At 68.0% G+C, this 13,577-nt stretch carries 11 protein-coding genes, 1 pseudogene and 1 riboswitch; of the genes and pseudogenes, 10 read left to right on the top strand and 2 right to left on the bottom strand.

From position 1 onward, the window contains the following. The coding region (locus RCJ92_RS11685) for an ABC transporter ATP-binding protein (protein ID WP_446754651.1) at nt 1-1,359 on the top strand (1,359 nt) is incomplete at its 5' end. On the opposite strand, the gene RCJ92_RS11680 is transcribed toward RCJ92_RS11685, so the two are convergent. Continuing rightward, a complete protein-coding gene (locus RCJ92_RS11680) occupies nt 1,349-1,840 on the bottom strand; it encodes a MarR family winged helix-turn-helix transcriptional regulator (RefSeq protein ID WP_138926734.1) in 492 nt (163 codons plus the stop codon). The genes RCJ92_RS11685 and RCJ92_RS11680 overlap by 11 nt on opposite strands. 139 nt (nt 1,841-1,979) lie before the next feature. Here RCJ92_RS11680 and RCJ92_RS11675 point away from each other — a divergent pair, with 139 nt between their 5' ends. Together RCJ92_RS11675 and RCJ92_RS11670 are read left to right on the top strand one after the other, a co-directional pair. Beyond that, nucleotides 1,980-2,555 carry an NADPH-dependent FMN reductase gene (locus tag RCJ92_RS11675; RefSeq protein ID WP_360028267.1) on the top strand — a complete coding sequence of 192 codons (576 nt, stop codon included), beginning with the start codon at nt 1,980-1,982 and terminating at the stop codon, nt 2,553-2,555. Between the two features lie 242 nt (nt 2,556-2,797). Then, nucleotides 2,798-3,907, top strand: a complete 1,110-nt coding sequence (locus tag RCJ92_RS11670; RefSeq protein ID WP_138176573.1) for a glutathione S-transferase family protein — start codon at nt 2,798-2,800, stop codon at nt 3,905-3,907. A 26-nt stretch (nt 3,908-3,933) separates the two neighbouring features. Here the strand turns inward: RCJ92_RS11670 and RCJ92_RS11665 are convergent, their stop codons facing one another. Then, a complete protein-coding gene (locus RCJ92_RS11665; protein ID WP_446754650.1) occupies nt 3,934-5,496 on the bottom strand; it encodes an HNH endonuclease signature motif containing protein in 1,563 nt (520 codons plus the stop codon). Nucleotides 5,497-5,671: 175 nt separating this feature from the next. On the opposite strand from RCJ92_RS11665, the gene RCJ92_RS11660 reads away from it, so the two are divergent. The 7 genes and pseudogenes from RCJ92_RS11660 to RCJ92_RS11630 all read left to right on the top strand — a co-directional run. Further along, complete coding sequence (locus RCJ92_RS11660) at nt 5,672-6,670, top strand: RNase H family protein (protein ID WP_360028265.1); 999 nt, start codon at nt 5,672-5,674, stop codon at nt 6,668-6,670. 11 nt (nt 6,671-6,681) lie between these two features. Next, entirely contained in the window at nt 6,682-7,830 is a 1,149-nt protein-coding gene (locus RCJ92_RS11655; RefSeq protein ID WP_138926730.1) for a serine hydrolase domain-containing protein, read from the top strand. Then, complete coding sequence (locus RCJ92_RS11650) at nt 7,830-8,612, top strand: SGNH/GDSL hydrolase family protein (RefSeq protein ID WP_446754649.1); 783 nt, start codon at nt 7,830-7,832, stop codon at nt 8,610-8,612. The genes RCJ92_RS11655 and RCJ92_RS11650 overlap by 1 nt, the downstream gene beginning before the upstream one ends. A gap of 128 nt (nt 8,613-8,740) precedes the next feature. Next, nucleotides 8,741-8,838: riboswitch (glycine riboswitch) on the top strand. Nucleotides 8,839-9,000: 162 nt separating this feature from the next. Continuing rightward, complete coding sequence (gene gcvP, locus RCJ92_RS11645; protein WP_446754648.1) at nt 9,001-11,847, top strand: aminomethyl-transferring glycine dehydrogenase; 2,847 nt, start codon at nt 9,001-9,003, stop codon at nt 11,845-11,847. A 3-nt stretch (nt 11,848-11,850) separates the two neighbouring features. Then, complete coding sequence (gene gcvT, locus RCJ92_RS11640; RefSeq protein WP_054821727.1) at nt 11,851-12,975, top strand: glycine cleavage system aminomethyltransferase GcvT; 1,125 nt, start codon at nt 11,851-11,853, stop codon at nt 12,973-12,975. 58 nt (nt 12,976-13,033) lie between these two features. After that, the gene (gcvH, locus tag RCJ92_RS11635) at nt 13,034-13,414 is read left to right on the top strand and encodes a glycine cleavage system protein GcvH (protein ID WP_054821728.1); all 381 of its coding nucleotides are present in this window, start codon (nt 13,034-13,036) and stop codon (nt 13,412-13,414) included. Then, a pseudogene (locus tag RCJ92_RS11630) lies at nt 13,415-13,577 on the top strand (serine hydroxymethyltransferase); the annotation flags it as partial.

The raw sequence follows: 13,577 nt of genomic DNA, 5'->3' as shown, positions 1-13,577 counted from the left end.
AACTCGGCGACCACCATCGCCTCCAACCTGACCACGGTGGTCGCCACCGCGGCGGCGATGGTCGCCATCTCCTGGCGGTTGAGCCTGATCTCCCTGGTGGTGCTGCCCCCGGCCATCATCCTCGCCCGCCAGGTCGCCCAGCTGCGCCGCCGGATCACCTCCCGGCGGCAGGCCGAAATGTCCACGCTCACCTCATTGATCGAAGAGCGGCTGAGCATCTCCGGGGTGCGCCTGGCCAAGCTGATGGGAACCACCGCCGCGGACAGCGCCCGCTTCTCCGAATCCAGCGCCCGGCTGATCGACCTGGAAATGCGCAGCCAGCTGGCCGGACGCTGGCGCATGGCCACCATGTCGGTGATCTTCGCGGTGGTGCCGGCGCTGCTCTACCTGGCCGCCGGGCTGCCGGCCACCTCCGACGGGATGACCATCGGCACGCTGGTGGCCTTCACCGGGCTTCAGGCCGGGATCTTCCGCCCGGTCATGGGGCTGATGAGCGTCTCGGTGCAGTGGGTTTCCGCCCTGGCGCTGTTCAGCCGGGTCTTTGAGTACCTGGATACCGACCAGGCGCTGCCGTTGCCGGAGCGGCCCGTGCGCCTGGAGCCGGCGTGGATGCGCGGACAGGTGCGTCTGGAGAACGTTGGATTCCGCTACCCGCAGGGGCACCAGGACACGCTGCGCGGGATCAACCTGGAGCTGGTCGCCGGGCAGACGACCGCGGTGGTCGGGGCCACCGGCTCGGGCAAGTCCACCCTGGGCTCGCTGATCCCGCGCCTGGCCGATCCCACCAGCGGCCGGGTGCTGCTGGACGGGCAGGACCTTCGCACCCTGGACCCGCAGGATGTGGCCGCGGTGGTGGGAGTGGTCTCCCAGGAGAGCTACCTGTTGCACGGCACGATCCGCGAGAATCTGTCCTGGGCGGCACCGCAGGCCACCGAGGAGCAGATGTGGCAGGTGCTTGAGGATGCGCAGATCGCCGAGCTGATCTCCTCGCTGCCCGAGGGGCTGGAGACCATGGTCGGCCAGCGCGGGCACCGCTTCTCCGGCGGGGAACAGCAGCGCCTGGCGATCGCCCGCACGATGCTGCGCAATCCGAAGGTGCTGGTGCTCGATGAGGCCACCAGTGCGCTGGATACCGTGACCGAGGCGCAGGTGCAGCGGGCCCTGGACCGTCTGGCCCAGGGGCGCACGACGCTGCTGATCGCCCACCGGCTGAGCACCATTGCCCGGGCGGAAAAGATCGTGGTGCTTGATGCCGGGCGCGTGGTGGAAGAAGGCTCGTTCGATGGGCTGGCTGCCGCCGGCGGCGCCTTTGCCCGGCTGCTGGGCAGCAGCGACTACTCGCGCCAGCTCAGCAGTTAGCCTCCGGCTGCCCGCCGGGCTGCTGGCCGTCGAGGTTGGAAAGGATCCGGGTCAGGGCGCGGCCGATGACCTCGCGCTCGTCGGCCTCCAGCTGATCGAAGATGGCTTCGCGGATGAAGTTCACGTGGCTGGGGGCGGCGGTGCGGATGGTGTGCCAGCCCTGCTCGGTCAGGCTGATCAGGTTGCCGCGCCCGTCGCGGGCGTCCGTGCAGCGTTCGATCAGCCCCTTGTTCTCCATTCGGCGCAGCAGGTGGGACAGGCGGGAGCGGTCCCAATCCAGTTCACGCGCCACATCGGCCGGGCGCAGCTGCTTGGAGCTGGATTCCGATAGGGTGGCCAGTACGGAGTACTCTCCGGACTGCATCTTTGAATCCCGCATCAGCTGGCGGTCCATGGCACTGGGAAAGTGCCACAGGAACTCGCGGATGATGCGCCACAGGCGCTGCTCCTGGTCATCGAGCCAGCGCGTTTCCTCGGCCATGTGCCGTCATCTCCTCGTCGGAACCCCGGAATGCTAGATGTTGTTGACACATCAATTATTCCGTGGCATTCTGTTTTTGGCAAACATAGATGACGCGTCAATATGATGGCGCAGTTCGACCCAGTGAGGAAAGCAGCACATGAACAAGATCGCCATCGTTACCGGCTCCACCCGCCCCGGACGCCTGAACCTCTCCGTTGCCCAGTGGGTGCTGGAGCGCGCCCAGCAGCGCGGAGACGCCGAATATGAAATCGTCGACATCCAGGACTTCAACCTGCCGGTGCTCGATGAGCCATTCCCGGCCGCCTACCAGAACTACCAGCAGGAGCACACCAAGGCCTGGGCCGCCAAGCTGGAGGAATTCGACGGCTACATCTTCATCACCGGCGAGTACAACCACTCCGTGCAGCCGGCCCTGGCCAACGCACTGAGCTACGTGAACCTGGAGCTGAACAACAAGGCCGCCGGCATCGTGGGCTACGGCTCGGCCATGGGCGCCCGCGCGATCGAGCACCTGCGCGGGATGCTCTCCGAACTGCAGGTCGCCCACGTGCAAAAGACCGGGCTGTTCTCCCTGTTCACCGACTTTGAGAACTTCACCAGCTTCGCCCCGACCGAGATCTCGGCCACCTCCGTGGAACCGATGTTTGACCAGCTCACCGCCTGGACCACCGCCATGAACTCGGTGCGCAAGCCGGCCCTGGCCGACGCCTAGCAGCCTGCACGCCGCCTCGCGCGAGCCGGTCACCGACCGCGAGCCGCGAAGGCGGCACACCGACAACCCATCGCACGGCGCGGGAGTGCGCGGAGCAGCGCCTCCCGCCCCCGCGCCAGTGCTTTAACGTTTTCCACCGAGCATTAACATTTTTCACCGACCCCCTCATTGCGCTGCCATGCCAACGCGTTAGGGTGTGATCAATGAGCTGCATCCGTGACCAATGATTGCAGGAGGGCATCATGAGCGAGGAACATTCCACCAAGGGCACCTATGTGACCGGCGACGAGTTCAAGCGGGACACCAACTACATCCAGGACCGGATCGTGGCCGCGGACACCGACCTGGAGCAGGCCACCGGCCCGTCGGACAGCAAGATCGGCCACCCGGACGCCGCGCTGGGCGAGGGCGCCGAAACCTGGCCCGTGGAGGCCGGGCGGTACCGGCTCATCGCGGCACGCGCCTGCCCCTGGGCGAACCGCACCCTGATCGTGCGCCGGCTGATGGGCCTGGAAGACGCGATCTCGGTCGGCATGCCCGGGCCCACCCACGACGCCCGCAGCTGGTCCTTCGACCTGGATCCCGATGGCCGCGACCCGGTGCTGGGCACCGAGCGGCTGCAGGAAAACTACCTCAAGCGCTTCGCCGACTACCCGCGGGGCATCACCGTGCCGGCGCTTGTGGACATCCCCACCGGCGGCGTGGTCACCAACGACTACCCCCAGATCACCTGGGACTTCTCCACCCAGTGGAAGCAGTTCCACCGCGAAGGGGCCCCGAACCTGTTCCCGCGTGAGCAGCTGGAGGAAATGCTGCCGCTGATCAAGCTGATCTTCACCGAGGTGAACAACGGGGTCTATCGGGCCGGGTTTGCCGGGAACCAGCAGGCCTATGAGGATGCCTACGACCGCCTGTTCGCGGCCCTGGACCAGCTCGAGGAGCGCCTGGAAACCCGCCGCTATCTGATGGGGGACCACATTACCGAGGCGGATGTGCGCCTGTTCGTGACCCTGGTGCGCTTCGACGCCGTCTACCACGGACACTTCAAGTCCAACCGCAACAAGCTCACCGAGATGCCCAATCTGTGGGGCTACGCGCGGGACCTGTTCCAGACCCCGGGGTTCGGAGACACCATCGACTTCGTGCAGATCAAGCAGCACTACTACATCGTGCATGAGGACGTGAACCCGACCCAGATCGTGCCCAAGGGCCCGGACCTGTCCGTGTGGCTTGAACCCCACGGGCGCGAGTCGCTGGCCAACGGTCCCCAGTTCCTGGACGGCACCGCACCGGATCCGGTGCGGGAGGAGGAGCGGGTTCCGGCCGGGCACAACCCGCTCTACCCGGCCTAGTCCGAGACCCCCAGCCGGTAGTGGCCCTACGCGGCCAATGCCGGCTGGTTGGGGTGCCAGACCCAGTTGCGTCGGTATCTTTGCTCCGGATCCTGCTGCGGACTTTGCAGCACATAGGGAACCCCGTTGACCACGCGGATTTTCAGGAAACCGGCGTGGAAGGCCAGGTGGCAGGACTTGCACAGCAGGCATCCATTGTCCACGCTGGTTTTCCCACCCAGCACCCAGGGCTGGCAGTGGTTCACCTCGCACCGGTGAGCCGGCATCGTGCAACCGGGATTGATGCATCCGCGGTCTCGGGCCACCACCGAGCGGGTCTGCCCGATGGTGAAGAGTCTTCGTCGTCGTCCCAGGTCCAGCACTTCGCCGGCCCCGCCCAGGATTCCCGGGATGATTCCGCCGATGGAGGCGCTGCAGCGCAGTTCGCTGGCGCTGATCCGCTGGCCGTGACTGGTTAGCCCCGCGGCGTCCGTCATTCCGCGCAGTGCGTCGTATTCGATGGTGACCAGCAGGTCGACCATCGAGGGCAGCACCAGACCCGAGCCGTTGGGCGCCGCGATGGAGGTTGGCTCCCCGGGACCACGCGGCGTGGCGGTGGCCGGACGGGCGCTGAACAGGGACTGGCGCACGATGTCCAGGACCGTGCGCAGCAGCTTGCGGGCGCGCACGGCGCTCGGGTCGCTGGTCTCTCCGCTCGGGCTTTCGGGGGCGGCGCCGGCCGCAGCCCGGGCTTGCCGGTTCGCCACCAGGTTCGGGTTGGACAACCGGTCGGCGGTCATCAGCAGCAGTTCGTGATCCGTGGTCGTGCAGGTCAGTTCCCACACATGGCCGTAGGGGCCCAGCCCGCGGTAGCGCAGGCCCGCGCAGCGTTCATGCACCGCTTCGCGTTCGGCAAGATCCGGGGCGCTGAGCTCCTCGCTGATCGACTTCAGCTCCGACTTCACGGCCGAATGCCCCTGCGCGGCGGCCCCGTCCACCCGGCGTTCGGCATCGCGCAGCCTTGCGCCGGACAGCTGCAGCGAACCGAGCTTCGCGGCGGCCGCGCCCACGGTGGCCGGGTTCTGGGAGGCGTCGGCAAAACGGCTGGACAGCTGCGTGAACTGGGCCGGACGGCTGCCGCTGCCCACCAGCTGGCGGTGGGTGCGCACCAGCGCCTTGGCGGCAAAGAAGTTCGCGTCGATGACCCGGGCCACCAGGTCAATTTCCGAGCGGAACCGGGACTTGGCCGCGGCGGGGATCTTGGCGTTGACCGGCAGCGGCGCCCCGGTGGCCAACTCGACGGTGGAGGTATCCAGCGCATGGGAGAGCGAGTCGGCCTGCAGCCGGTGCGCGGCGGTGCCCGCCACCGCACCGGCCGCCCGCACCCGGGCATAGGTGGCGCTGCGCTGCAGCGACTCGGTCACCCGCAGCATGCTCAGCGCCTCGGCGGCGGTGAGTTGCTCATCATCCAGCCCGTCAAGCACCTGGCGGGCGGCGGCATCCAGCAGCGCGAGCACACGCAGGCTGCGGCCCGAGGGCGAGTCGGCCTCGCCGCCGGTGACCAGCTGGGTGAGCCGGTCCATGAGTGAACCGGGAAGTGTTGGTGCCATGACCCGATGATGCCCGCAAAAACCGGCGGCCGGAGCCGATGAAGTAAATCTGTGGATAACAATTTTCGGGCCGCCGTCCTGCCGGTGCCGTGCCAGCGCCGCACCCGTGGCCGCACCCGTGCCGCGCTGGGGCGCAAATCGGAAACCGTGGGCGCCGCGTGGCAGGATTAAACCCATGACGATCATTGCTGCAGCGGACGGATCGGCACTGGGCAATCCCGGGCCGGCGGGATGGGCCTGGTACATCGACGAACAGAACTGGGCAGCCGGCGGGTGGGACCACGGAACCAACAACATGGGCGAGCTGCAGGCGGTGCTGGAACTGTTTCGGGCCACCGAGCACCTGGCGGACGAGGAACTGCGGATCCTGTGCGATTCGCAGTACGCCATCAACTGCATCAGCAAGTGGATGCCCGGATGGAAGAAGCGCGGCTGGAAGAAGGCCGACGGCAAGCCGGTCATGAACCAGGAAATCCTCAAGGAGCTGGATGCGGCGATCCAGAACCGTTCCTACACCTTCGAATGGGTGCGCGGACACGCCGGACATGAGCTGAATGAGGCGGCCGATGAGCGCGCGCGGGCCGCGGCCACCGCCCACCAGCGCTCCGCCCCGGTCCCGCACGGGCCGGGCTTCACCCGTGACGCCGCCCCCGGGTCGGCGGCTGCGGCCACGACGGCGGCCGCGGCGGAGCCGAGGACCACAGCGAAGACCGAGGCTGAGACCGGCGCGGGCCAGTCCGCGCCGGTGCACACCGGGTCGCATGCCGCGGCGCCCGGGGAGCTGGCCGCATCCGGCCAGGCGGAGCCGGCCGGAGCGGAAACCACCGCCATGGTGTTCGGCCTGGAGCGGGGGATGCTCGATGGGAAGGTGCGCACCTCCTTTGAGGAGTTCGTCGACTTCCTGCACCCCGGATACCAGGAGGTCAGCCGCCACGGCGGGCTGCTGGACGTGGCCACCGTGCAGCAGGTGCTCGACTCCGGGCAGCGGCTACCGGCCACCGGTCCCACCCAGCTGCTCACCGCCCACGCGCTGGCCGATGACCTGGTGCTGCTCGCCTACCGCATGAAGCCGGCCGACGGGTCGGCGACGCTGGTGTGCTCCTCCTGGTGGCAGCACACCGAGCAGGGCTGGAAGCTGCGCTTCCGGCAGGAAACCGCCGAACAGCCGCGATAGGATCGGAAACCATGAAACAAGTGATCACCGAGCAGTTCGCCGAGCTGGCCGCGCAGCTCGATGAGCGGGCCGGGCAGGGTACCGAATTCTGCGCCCAGTTGGCCGTCTACCACCGCGGGGAACTGGTGCTCAGCCACACCGCTGGAGATTACCTGGCCGGGGACGCGCTGACCTGCATCTACTCGGTGACCAAGGGGCTGGGGGCGCTGGTCATCGCGTTGCTGGTGCAGGAGGGCAAATTGGACCCCGAGGCCCCGGTGGGGCGCTACTGGCCCGAATTCGCGGTCGCCGGCAAGGAGCAGGTTACCGTCGGGCAGCTGCTCAGCCATCAGGCCGGGGTGCTGGGGGTGCCCGGCGGGGTGCCGGAGGAGGTCCTGCTGGACTCGCGCCGGCTGGCCGGGATGCTGGCCCAGATCCCCAGCTACTGGCCGCTGAGCCAGCACATCGTGGGCTACCACTCGCTGAGCATGGGCACCTTGATGGAGGAACTGGTGCGCCGGGTCAGCGGACAGGAGCTGCAGCAGATCTTTGAACAGCGCATCCGCCGGCCGCTGGGCGTGGACGCCTACATCGGCCAGCCCGCCGAGCTGGAGCCGCGCTTCCGCCCCACCCTGATCACCAATACGCCCGAGACGTTCGTGGACCCGTTGTCACTGTCCGGGATGTCGCTGAACTCGCGGGCCGGGTTTGCCGTGGACGGCGTGCGCCACGGCCAGGCCGGGCTGCTGGCGTGGGCGAACAAGCCCAACGTGCGCGCTGCCGGGCCCACCAGCCTAGGCGGGGTGGCCAACGCCCAGGCCCTGGCGGCGATCTACGCCGCCTCCTTTGGGCCGGTGCCGGAGCTGGGTATCGAGCGCGGGCTGCTGGATCCGGACACCTGGGCGCAGGTCTCCCGCGAACGGGTCTTCGGCCCGGACCGGATCAGCGGGCAGCCGCAGTCCTTCGGGCTGGGGTTCACCAAGGGCACCCCCGGCCAGGAGTACGGCTCGATCTTCGCCTACGGGCACAACGGAGCGAATTCGTCGATCGCGTTCGCCGACCCGGCGCACAAGCTCGCGGTCGCCTACCTGCCGGCCGGGCCGGAAGGCGAGACCCAGAACCCGACCGGGGTCCAGCTCAGCCGAACGATCCGCCAGATTCTGCAAGCGAAGGAGAAGTAATGAAGTTCGTGGCACTGGGTGACTCGTTCACCGAAGGGGTGGGCGACGTGGACCAGCTGCGCCCAAACCAGGTGCGCGGGTGGGCGGACCGGGTCGCCGAGGTGCTGTGCGCCCAGGGGGACTGGCAGTACGCGAACCTGGCCATCCGCGGCAAGAAGATCCGCCAGGTCATCAACCAGCAGCTGGAGGCCGGCCTGGCCCTGGAGCCGGACCTGGTGACCATCTACGCCGGCGGCAACGACATCCTGCGCCCGAAGGTCGACATCAACTCGCTGATGCGCGGGTATGAGGGCATGGTGCAGCGCTTCACCGACTCCGGGGCGAAGGTGGTGCTGTTCACCGGGTTCGACACGGCCGACTCGCCCCTGTTTTCCCGCACCCGCCCGCGCACCGCGCTGTACAACGAGCTGGTGCGCACCATCGCCGAACGCCACGGGGCGATGATCGCCGACTACTGGCGCTGGCGCGAATTCAGCGACCCGCGCCTGTGGGCGGTGGACCGGCTGCACATGAACGAGCTGGGGCACACGATGATGGCCCGGCGCGTGCTGGGGGTGCTTGGCGACCACGGCGTGGTGCCCGAAGCCTGGCAGGAGCAGATCCCGGCCCCGGTGCTGGCCCCGGTGCCGGAGAACTCGCGCGGGGAAAGGATCCGCCAGGACCTGGGCTGGGCGCGCGAACACCTGGCCCCGTGGATCAAACGCCGGCTGACCGGCACTTCCTCGGGCGACACCCTGCAGGCCAAGTACCCGCACTACATCACGCTGGGCACCGGGCAGTAGCCCGCGGCATTGCCCGCGCCGGGCGCATCTGTGCCGGGCGCGCGGCTGACAGCCGGTGTTGTGGGTTCCGCCACGCACCGGCTATCCTTAACGAGGAGTTCCGGGGCTGGCCCCGGAATCCACGCCGCTGACGGATGGCGGGAGAGACCCTCCCACGCCACGGAAGGGCGCCGAAGGAGCAATTCCTCCCCGGGAAACTCTCAGGCCACCGTACCGCCATCAAGAGGCAACTCTGGAAAGCAGCCGGTTTGACCGGTTCACCGAAGGTGCAAGTAGTCGCATCCGTTTGCCGGCTACGTAAAACTCTCAGGTATGACAACAGGGATGGGGAGGGAAACGACCTTCCATTGGCATGCGCCTTGACAGATCCCACGGAGTTTCCTGCACCATGACCATCACGCAGACCTCGCCATCGACGAGCAGCGAATTCGTCTCGCGCCACATCGGCCCACGTGAATCCGACATCCAGACCATGCTCGAGACCCTGGGGTACTCCAGCCTGGATGAGCTGGTCGACACCGCGGTGCCCGCGGACATCCGCCAGGGCGAGCCGCTGCACCTGCCGGCCGCACTGAGCGAGACCGAGGTGCTCGCCACCCTGCGCGGCATCGCGTCGAAGAACGTGCTCAAGACCCAGATGATCGGCCAGGGCTTCTACGACACCATCACCCCGCCGGTGATCCGCCGCAACATCGTGGAAAACCCGGCCTGGTACACCGCCTACACCCCGTACCAGCCGGAAATCTCCCAGGGCCGCCTGGAGGCGCTGCTGAACTTCCAGACCATGGTCATGGACCTCACCGGCCTGCCGATCGCCAACGCCTCGCTGCTCGATGAGTCCTCCGCCGCCGCCGAGGCGGTGCTGATGATGCGCCGGGCCAACAAGAAGAAGGCCAACGGCAAGACCGTGCTGGATTCGAACCTCTTCCCGCAGACCATCAAGGTCGTGCAGGGCCGCGCCGAGGCGCTGGGCTTCGAGATCGAGATCGCCGATCTGGGCGCCGGGCTGCCCGAGGGCGAGATTTCCGGGATCGTGCTGCAGCAGCCGGGCAACGACGGCGCGATCGTGGACCACCAGCAGATCATCGCCGCCGCCAAGGACGCCGGGGCGATGGTCACCGTCGTTGCCGACCTGCTGGCGCTGACCATGATCACCCCTCCGGGGGAGCAGGGCGCTGACATCGCGGTGGGCAACACCCAGCGCTTCGGGGTGCCGCTGTTCTTCGGCGGCCCGCACGCCGCCTACATGGCCGTGGGCAAGGGCATGGAGCGTTCCATGCCCGGACGCCTGGTCGGGGTGTCCACCGATGACGCCGGACTGCCGGCCTACCGCCTGGCGCTGCAGACCCGCGAACAGCACATCCGCCGCGAGAAGGCGACCTCCAACATCTGCACCGCCCAGGCGCTGCTGGCCATCTGCGCCTCCATGTACGCGGTCTACCACGGCCCGGCCGGGCTGAAGCAGATCGCCAGCCGCACCCACAACCACGCCCGGGTGCTGGCCAGCTCGCTGATCGCCGGGGGCTACACCCTGGCCGCCGAATCGTTCTTCGACACCGTGGTGGTCAACGTGCAGGACGCCTCCGCCGTGCTGGCCCAGGCCTCCCTGGCCGGGATCAACCTGCGCAAGGTCAGCGACACCCAGGTGGGCGTCTCCACCGACGAAACCACCACCAGCGCGCACATCGCCGCCCTGGCCGAGGTGTTCGGCGTGCAGCTCAGCGCCCCCGAGGGCTTTGAGATCCCCGAGGCGATGGTGCGCACCAGCGACTACCTGACCCACCCGATCTTCAACACCATCACCTCCGAAACCCAGATGATGCGCTACCTGCGTCGCCTGTCGGACCGCGACCTGGCGCTGGACCGCACCATGATCCCGCTGGGCTCGTGCACCATGAAGCTGAACTCGGCCGCCGAGATGGAATCCATCACCTGGCCCGAATTCGCCGGCATCCACCCGTTCGTCCCGGCCGAGCAGTCCATTGGCTGGCGTGAGCTAATCGCCGACCTGGAGGGCCGGCTGACCGCGATCACCGGGTACGCCGGGGTTTCGATCCAGCCCAACGCCGGATCGCAGGGCGAGTACGCCGGGCTGCTGGCCATCAGCGGCTACCACGCCTCCCGTGGCGAGGCGCAGCGCAACGTCTGCCTGATCCCGGCCTCCGCGCACGGCACCAACGCCGCCTCCGCGGTGCTGGCCGGCATGAAGGTGGTGGTGGTCAAGACCGCCGCCGACGGCACCATCGACGCGAACGACCTGGACGCGAAGATCGAGGCCAACAAGGACGTGCTCGCCGCGATCATGATCACCTACCCCTCCACCCACGGGGTGTACGACACCGACGTGCGCGAGGTGTGCGACAAGGTCCACGCCGCCGGCGGCCAGGTGTACATCGACGGGGCGAACATGAACGCCCTGGTGGGCCTGGCCCAGCCGGGCCAGTTCGGGGGCGACGTCTCGCATCTGAACCTGCACAAGACCTTCTGCATCCCGCACGGCGGCGGCGGGCCGGGCGTGGGCCCGGTGGCCGTGGCCGAGCACCTGGTGCCGTTCCTGCCCGGGGACGCCAACGGCGCCTACACCGAGCGTGACGGCGTGCCGGTGGTGGCCACCGCCTTCGGTTCGGCCGGCGTGCTGCCGATCTCCTGGGCGTACATCGCCATGATGGGCGCCGAGGGCCTGACCCAGGCCACCAAGACCGCGATCCTCTCCGCGAACTACATCGCCACCCGGCTGAACGAGCACTTCCCGATCCTGTTCACCGGCAACGGCAACCTGGTCGCCCACGAGTGCATCCTGGACCTGCGCGAAGTGACCGCCAAGACCGGGGTCACCGCCGAGGACGTGGCCAAGCGGCTGATCGACTTCGGCTTCCACGCCCCGACCCTGGCCTTCCCGGTGGCCGGCACCCTGATGGTGGAGCCCACCGAGTCCGAGGACCTGGCCGAGATCGAGCGCTTCATCGAGGCGATGATCACCATCCGCCAGGAAATGGAGGAGGTGCTGGCCGGGGTGTACGAGGTCGCCGAGTCGCCGCTGCGCCGTGCCCCGCACGCCGCCGCCGCGGTGATCACCAGCAAGTGGGACCGCAAGTACTCGGTCGAGCAGGCCGTGTTCCCGGTGCCGAGCCTGAAGCAGGACAAGTACTTCCCGCCGGTGGGCCGCATCGACGGCGCCGCCGGCGACCGCAACCTGATCTGCTCCTGCCCTGCCCCTGAAGCCTTCGAAGACTAGGACATGACTACCGTGACTGACATCAAGCACACCGTGCTGCACGCCAAGCACGAGCAGCTCGGCGCGAACTTCACCGACTTCGGCGGCTGGGACATGCCGCTGCGCTACGGTTCGGAACTGGCCGAGCACAAGGCGGTGCGCTCCACCGCCGGCCTGTTCGACCTCTCCCACATGGGCGAGGTGTGGGTCAGCGGCCCGCAGGCCGCCACCGCGCTGAACACCGCCCTGGCCGGGAACCTCGGGGTGGTGAAGCTGGGCAAGGCGAAGTACTCGCTGATCCTCAACGAGGCCGGCGGAATCCTCGATGACCTGATCGTCTACCGCCTGGAGGAGGAGAAGTTCCTGGTCGTGCCGAACGCCGGCAACGCCGCACTGGTCGCCCGCGAACTGGCCGAACGCGCCAAGGGCTTTGACGCCACCGTCCAGGACGTCACCGCCGAAACCTCGCTGATCGCCGTGCAGGGCCCTAACGCGCAGGCCATCGTCAAGGCGCTGGCCGCCGACGAGGCCGGCGCAAGCGTCGTGGAGGAGATGAAGTACTATTCCGCCGCCCGCCTGGCCCTGGGTGGGGTGGACACCATCCTGGCCCGTACCGGGTACACCGGTGAGGACGGCTTCGAGCTGATCATCGCGAACGAGGACGCCGAAGGCCTGTGGGAGCAGATCGTGCAGATCGGCAAGGACCACGAGCTGGTGCCCTGCGGGCTGGCCGCCCGCGACTCGCTGCGCCTGGAGGCCGGCATGCCGCTGTATGGCAACGAGCTGTCCACCGAACGCAACCCGTTCGAGGCGAACCTGGGCCCGGTGGTCTCCTTCAAGAAGGAGGAGAACTTCATCGGCCGCCAGGCCCTGGAAGAGGTGCGCGCCAACGGCACCGCCCGCAAGCTGGTGGGCCTGAAGGGCCTGGGCAAGCGGGCCGGGCGCGCCGGCTACCCGATCCTGAAGGACGGGGAGGTCATCGGCGAGATCACTTCCGGCCTGCCCTCGCCAACCCTGGGCTACCCGGTGGCGCTGGGTTACGTGGATGTTGCGCACAGTGAAGTCGGCACGCAGCTCGAAGTGGAGCTGCGCGGTAAGACTTTGCCATTTGAAGTTGTCGAACTGCCGTTCTACACCCGCGCCAAGTAACGTTGATACCGACGGGCGTCGCACAGCGCCCATTGATTCCCTTCGGAGAGGAACCATCATGAGTAAAGTTCTTTCAAGCCTGCGCTACTCGGCCGAGCACGAGTGGATTGACGATTCCAGCCCGGCCAAGGTCGGCATCACCCAGGTCGCAGCCGATGCGCTGGGCGACGTGGTGTACGTGGACCTGCCGGAGGTCGGCGACGCCGTCACCGCCGGCGAGACCTGCGGCGAGGTCGAGTCGACCAAGTCGGTTTCCGACCTGTACTCCCCGGTCACCGGCACCATCGTCGAGGTCAACTCGGAGGCCGTGGACAACCCGGCCATCCTGAACGAGGACCCGTACGGCAACGGCTGGCTGTTCACCGTCGAGGTCAGCGAGGAAGGCCCGCTGCTCTCGGCCGCCGACTACGCCAGCGCCAACGGCGGGAGCGTCGAGTAAATGGGCAACACCACTTTCCAGTCGATGGCCCCCGCCTCGCTGACCCAGTCGTTGGGTGAGCTTGATCCTGAGGTGGCGGCGCGGATTGATGCTGAGTTGGCGCGTCAGCAGCGTGGCCTGGAGATGATTGCTTCGGAGAATCATACGGCGCAGGCGGTGATGC

The organism is Glutamicibacter sp. BSL13 (assembly GCF_052928425.1).
The sequence above is the reverse complement of the archived record's forward strand: the minus strand, read 5'-3'. Positions and strand labels throughout refer to the sequence as shown.

What these genes read in the sequence shown, in the direction of transcription:
- RCJ92_RS11665 (WP_446754650.1), bottom strand. Translation starts at nt 5,496, where the DNA reads ATGGCACCAACACTTCCCGGTTCACTCATGGACCGGCTCACCCAGCTG.
- gcvT (WP_054821727.1), top strand. Translation starts at nt 11,851, where the DNA reads ATGACTACCGTGACTGACATCAAGCACACCGTGCTGCACGCCAAGCAC.
- RCJ92_RS11670 (WP_138176573.1), top strand. Translation starts at nt 2,798, where the DNA reads ATGAGCGAGGAACATTCCACCAAGGGCACCTATGTGACCGGCGACGAG.
- gcvH (WP_054821728.1), top strand. Translation starts at nt 13,034, where the DNA reads ATGAGTAAAGTTCTTTCAAGCCTGCGCTACTCGGCCGAGCACGAGTGG.
- gcvP (WP_446754648.1), top strand. Translation starts at nt 9,001, where the DNA reads ATGACCATCACGCAGACCTCGCCATCGACGAGCAGCGAATTCGTCTCG.
- RCJ92_RS11660 (WP_360028265.1), top strand. Translation starts at nt 5,672, where the DNA reads ATGACGATCATTGCTGCAGCGGACGGATCGGCACTGGGCAATCCCGGG.
- RCJ92_RS11650 (WP_446754649.1), top strand. Translation starts at nt 7,830, where the DNA reads ATGAAGTTCGTGGCACTGGGTGACTCGTTCACCGAAGGGGTGGGCGAC.
- RCJ92_RS11675 (WP_360028267.1), top strand. Translation starts at nt 1,980, where the DNA reads ATGAACAAGATCGCCATCGTTACCGGCTCCACCCGCCCCGGACGCCTG.
- RCJ92_RS11655 (WP_138926730.1), top strand. Translation starts at nt 6,682, where the DNA reads ATGAAACAAGTGATCACCGAGCAGTTCGCCGAGCTGGCCGCGCAGCTC.
- RCJ92_RS11680 (WP_138926734.1), bottom strand. Translation starts at nt 1,840, where the DNA reads ATGGCCGAGGAAACGCGCTGGCTCGATGACCAGGAGCAGCGCCTGTGG.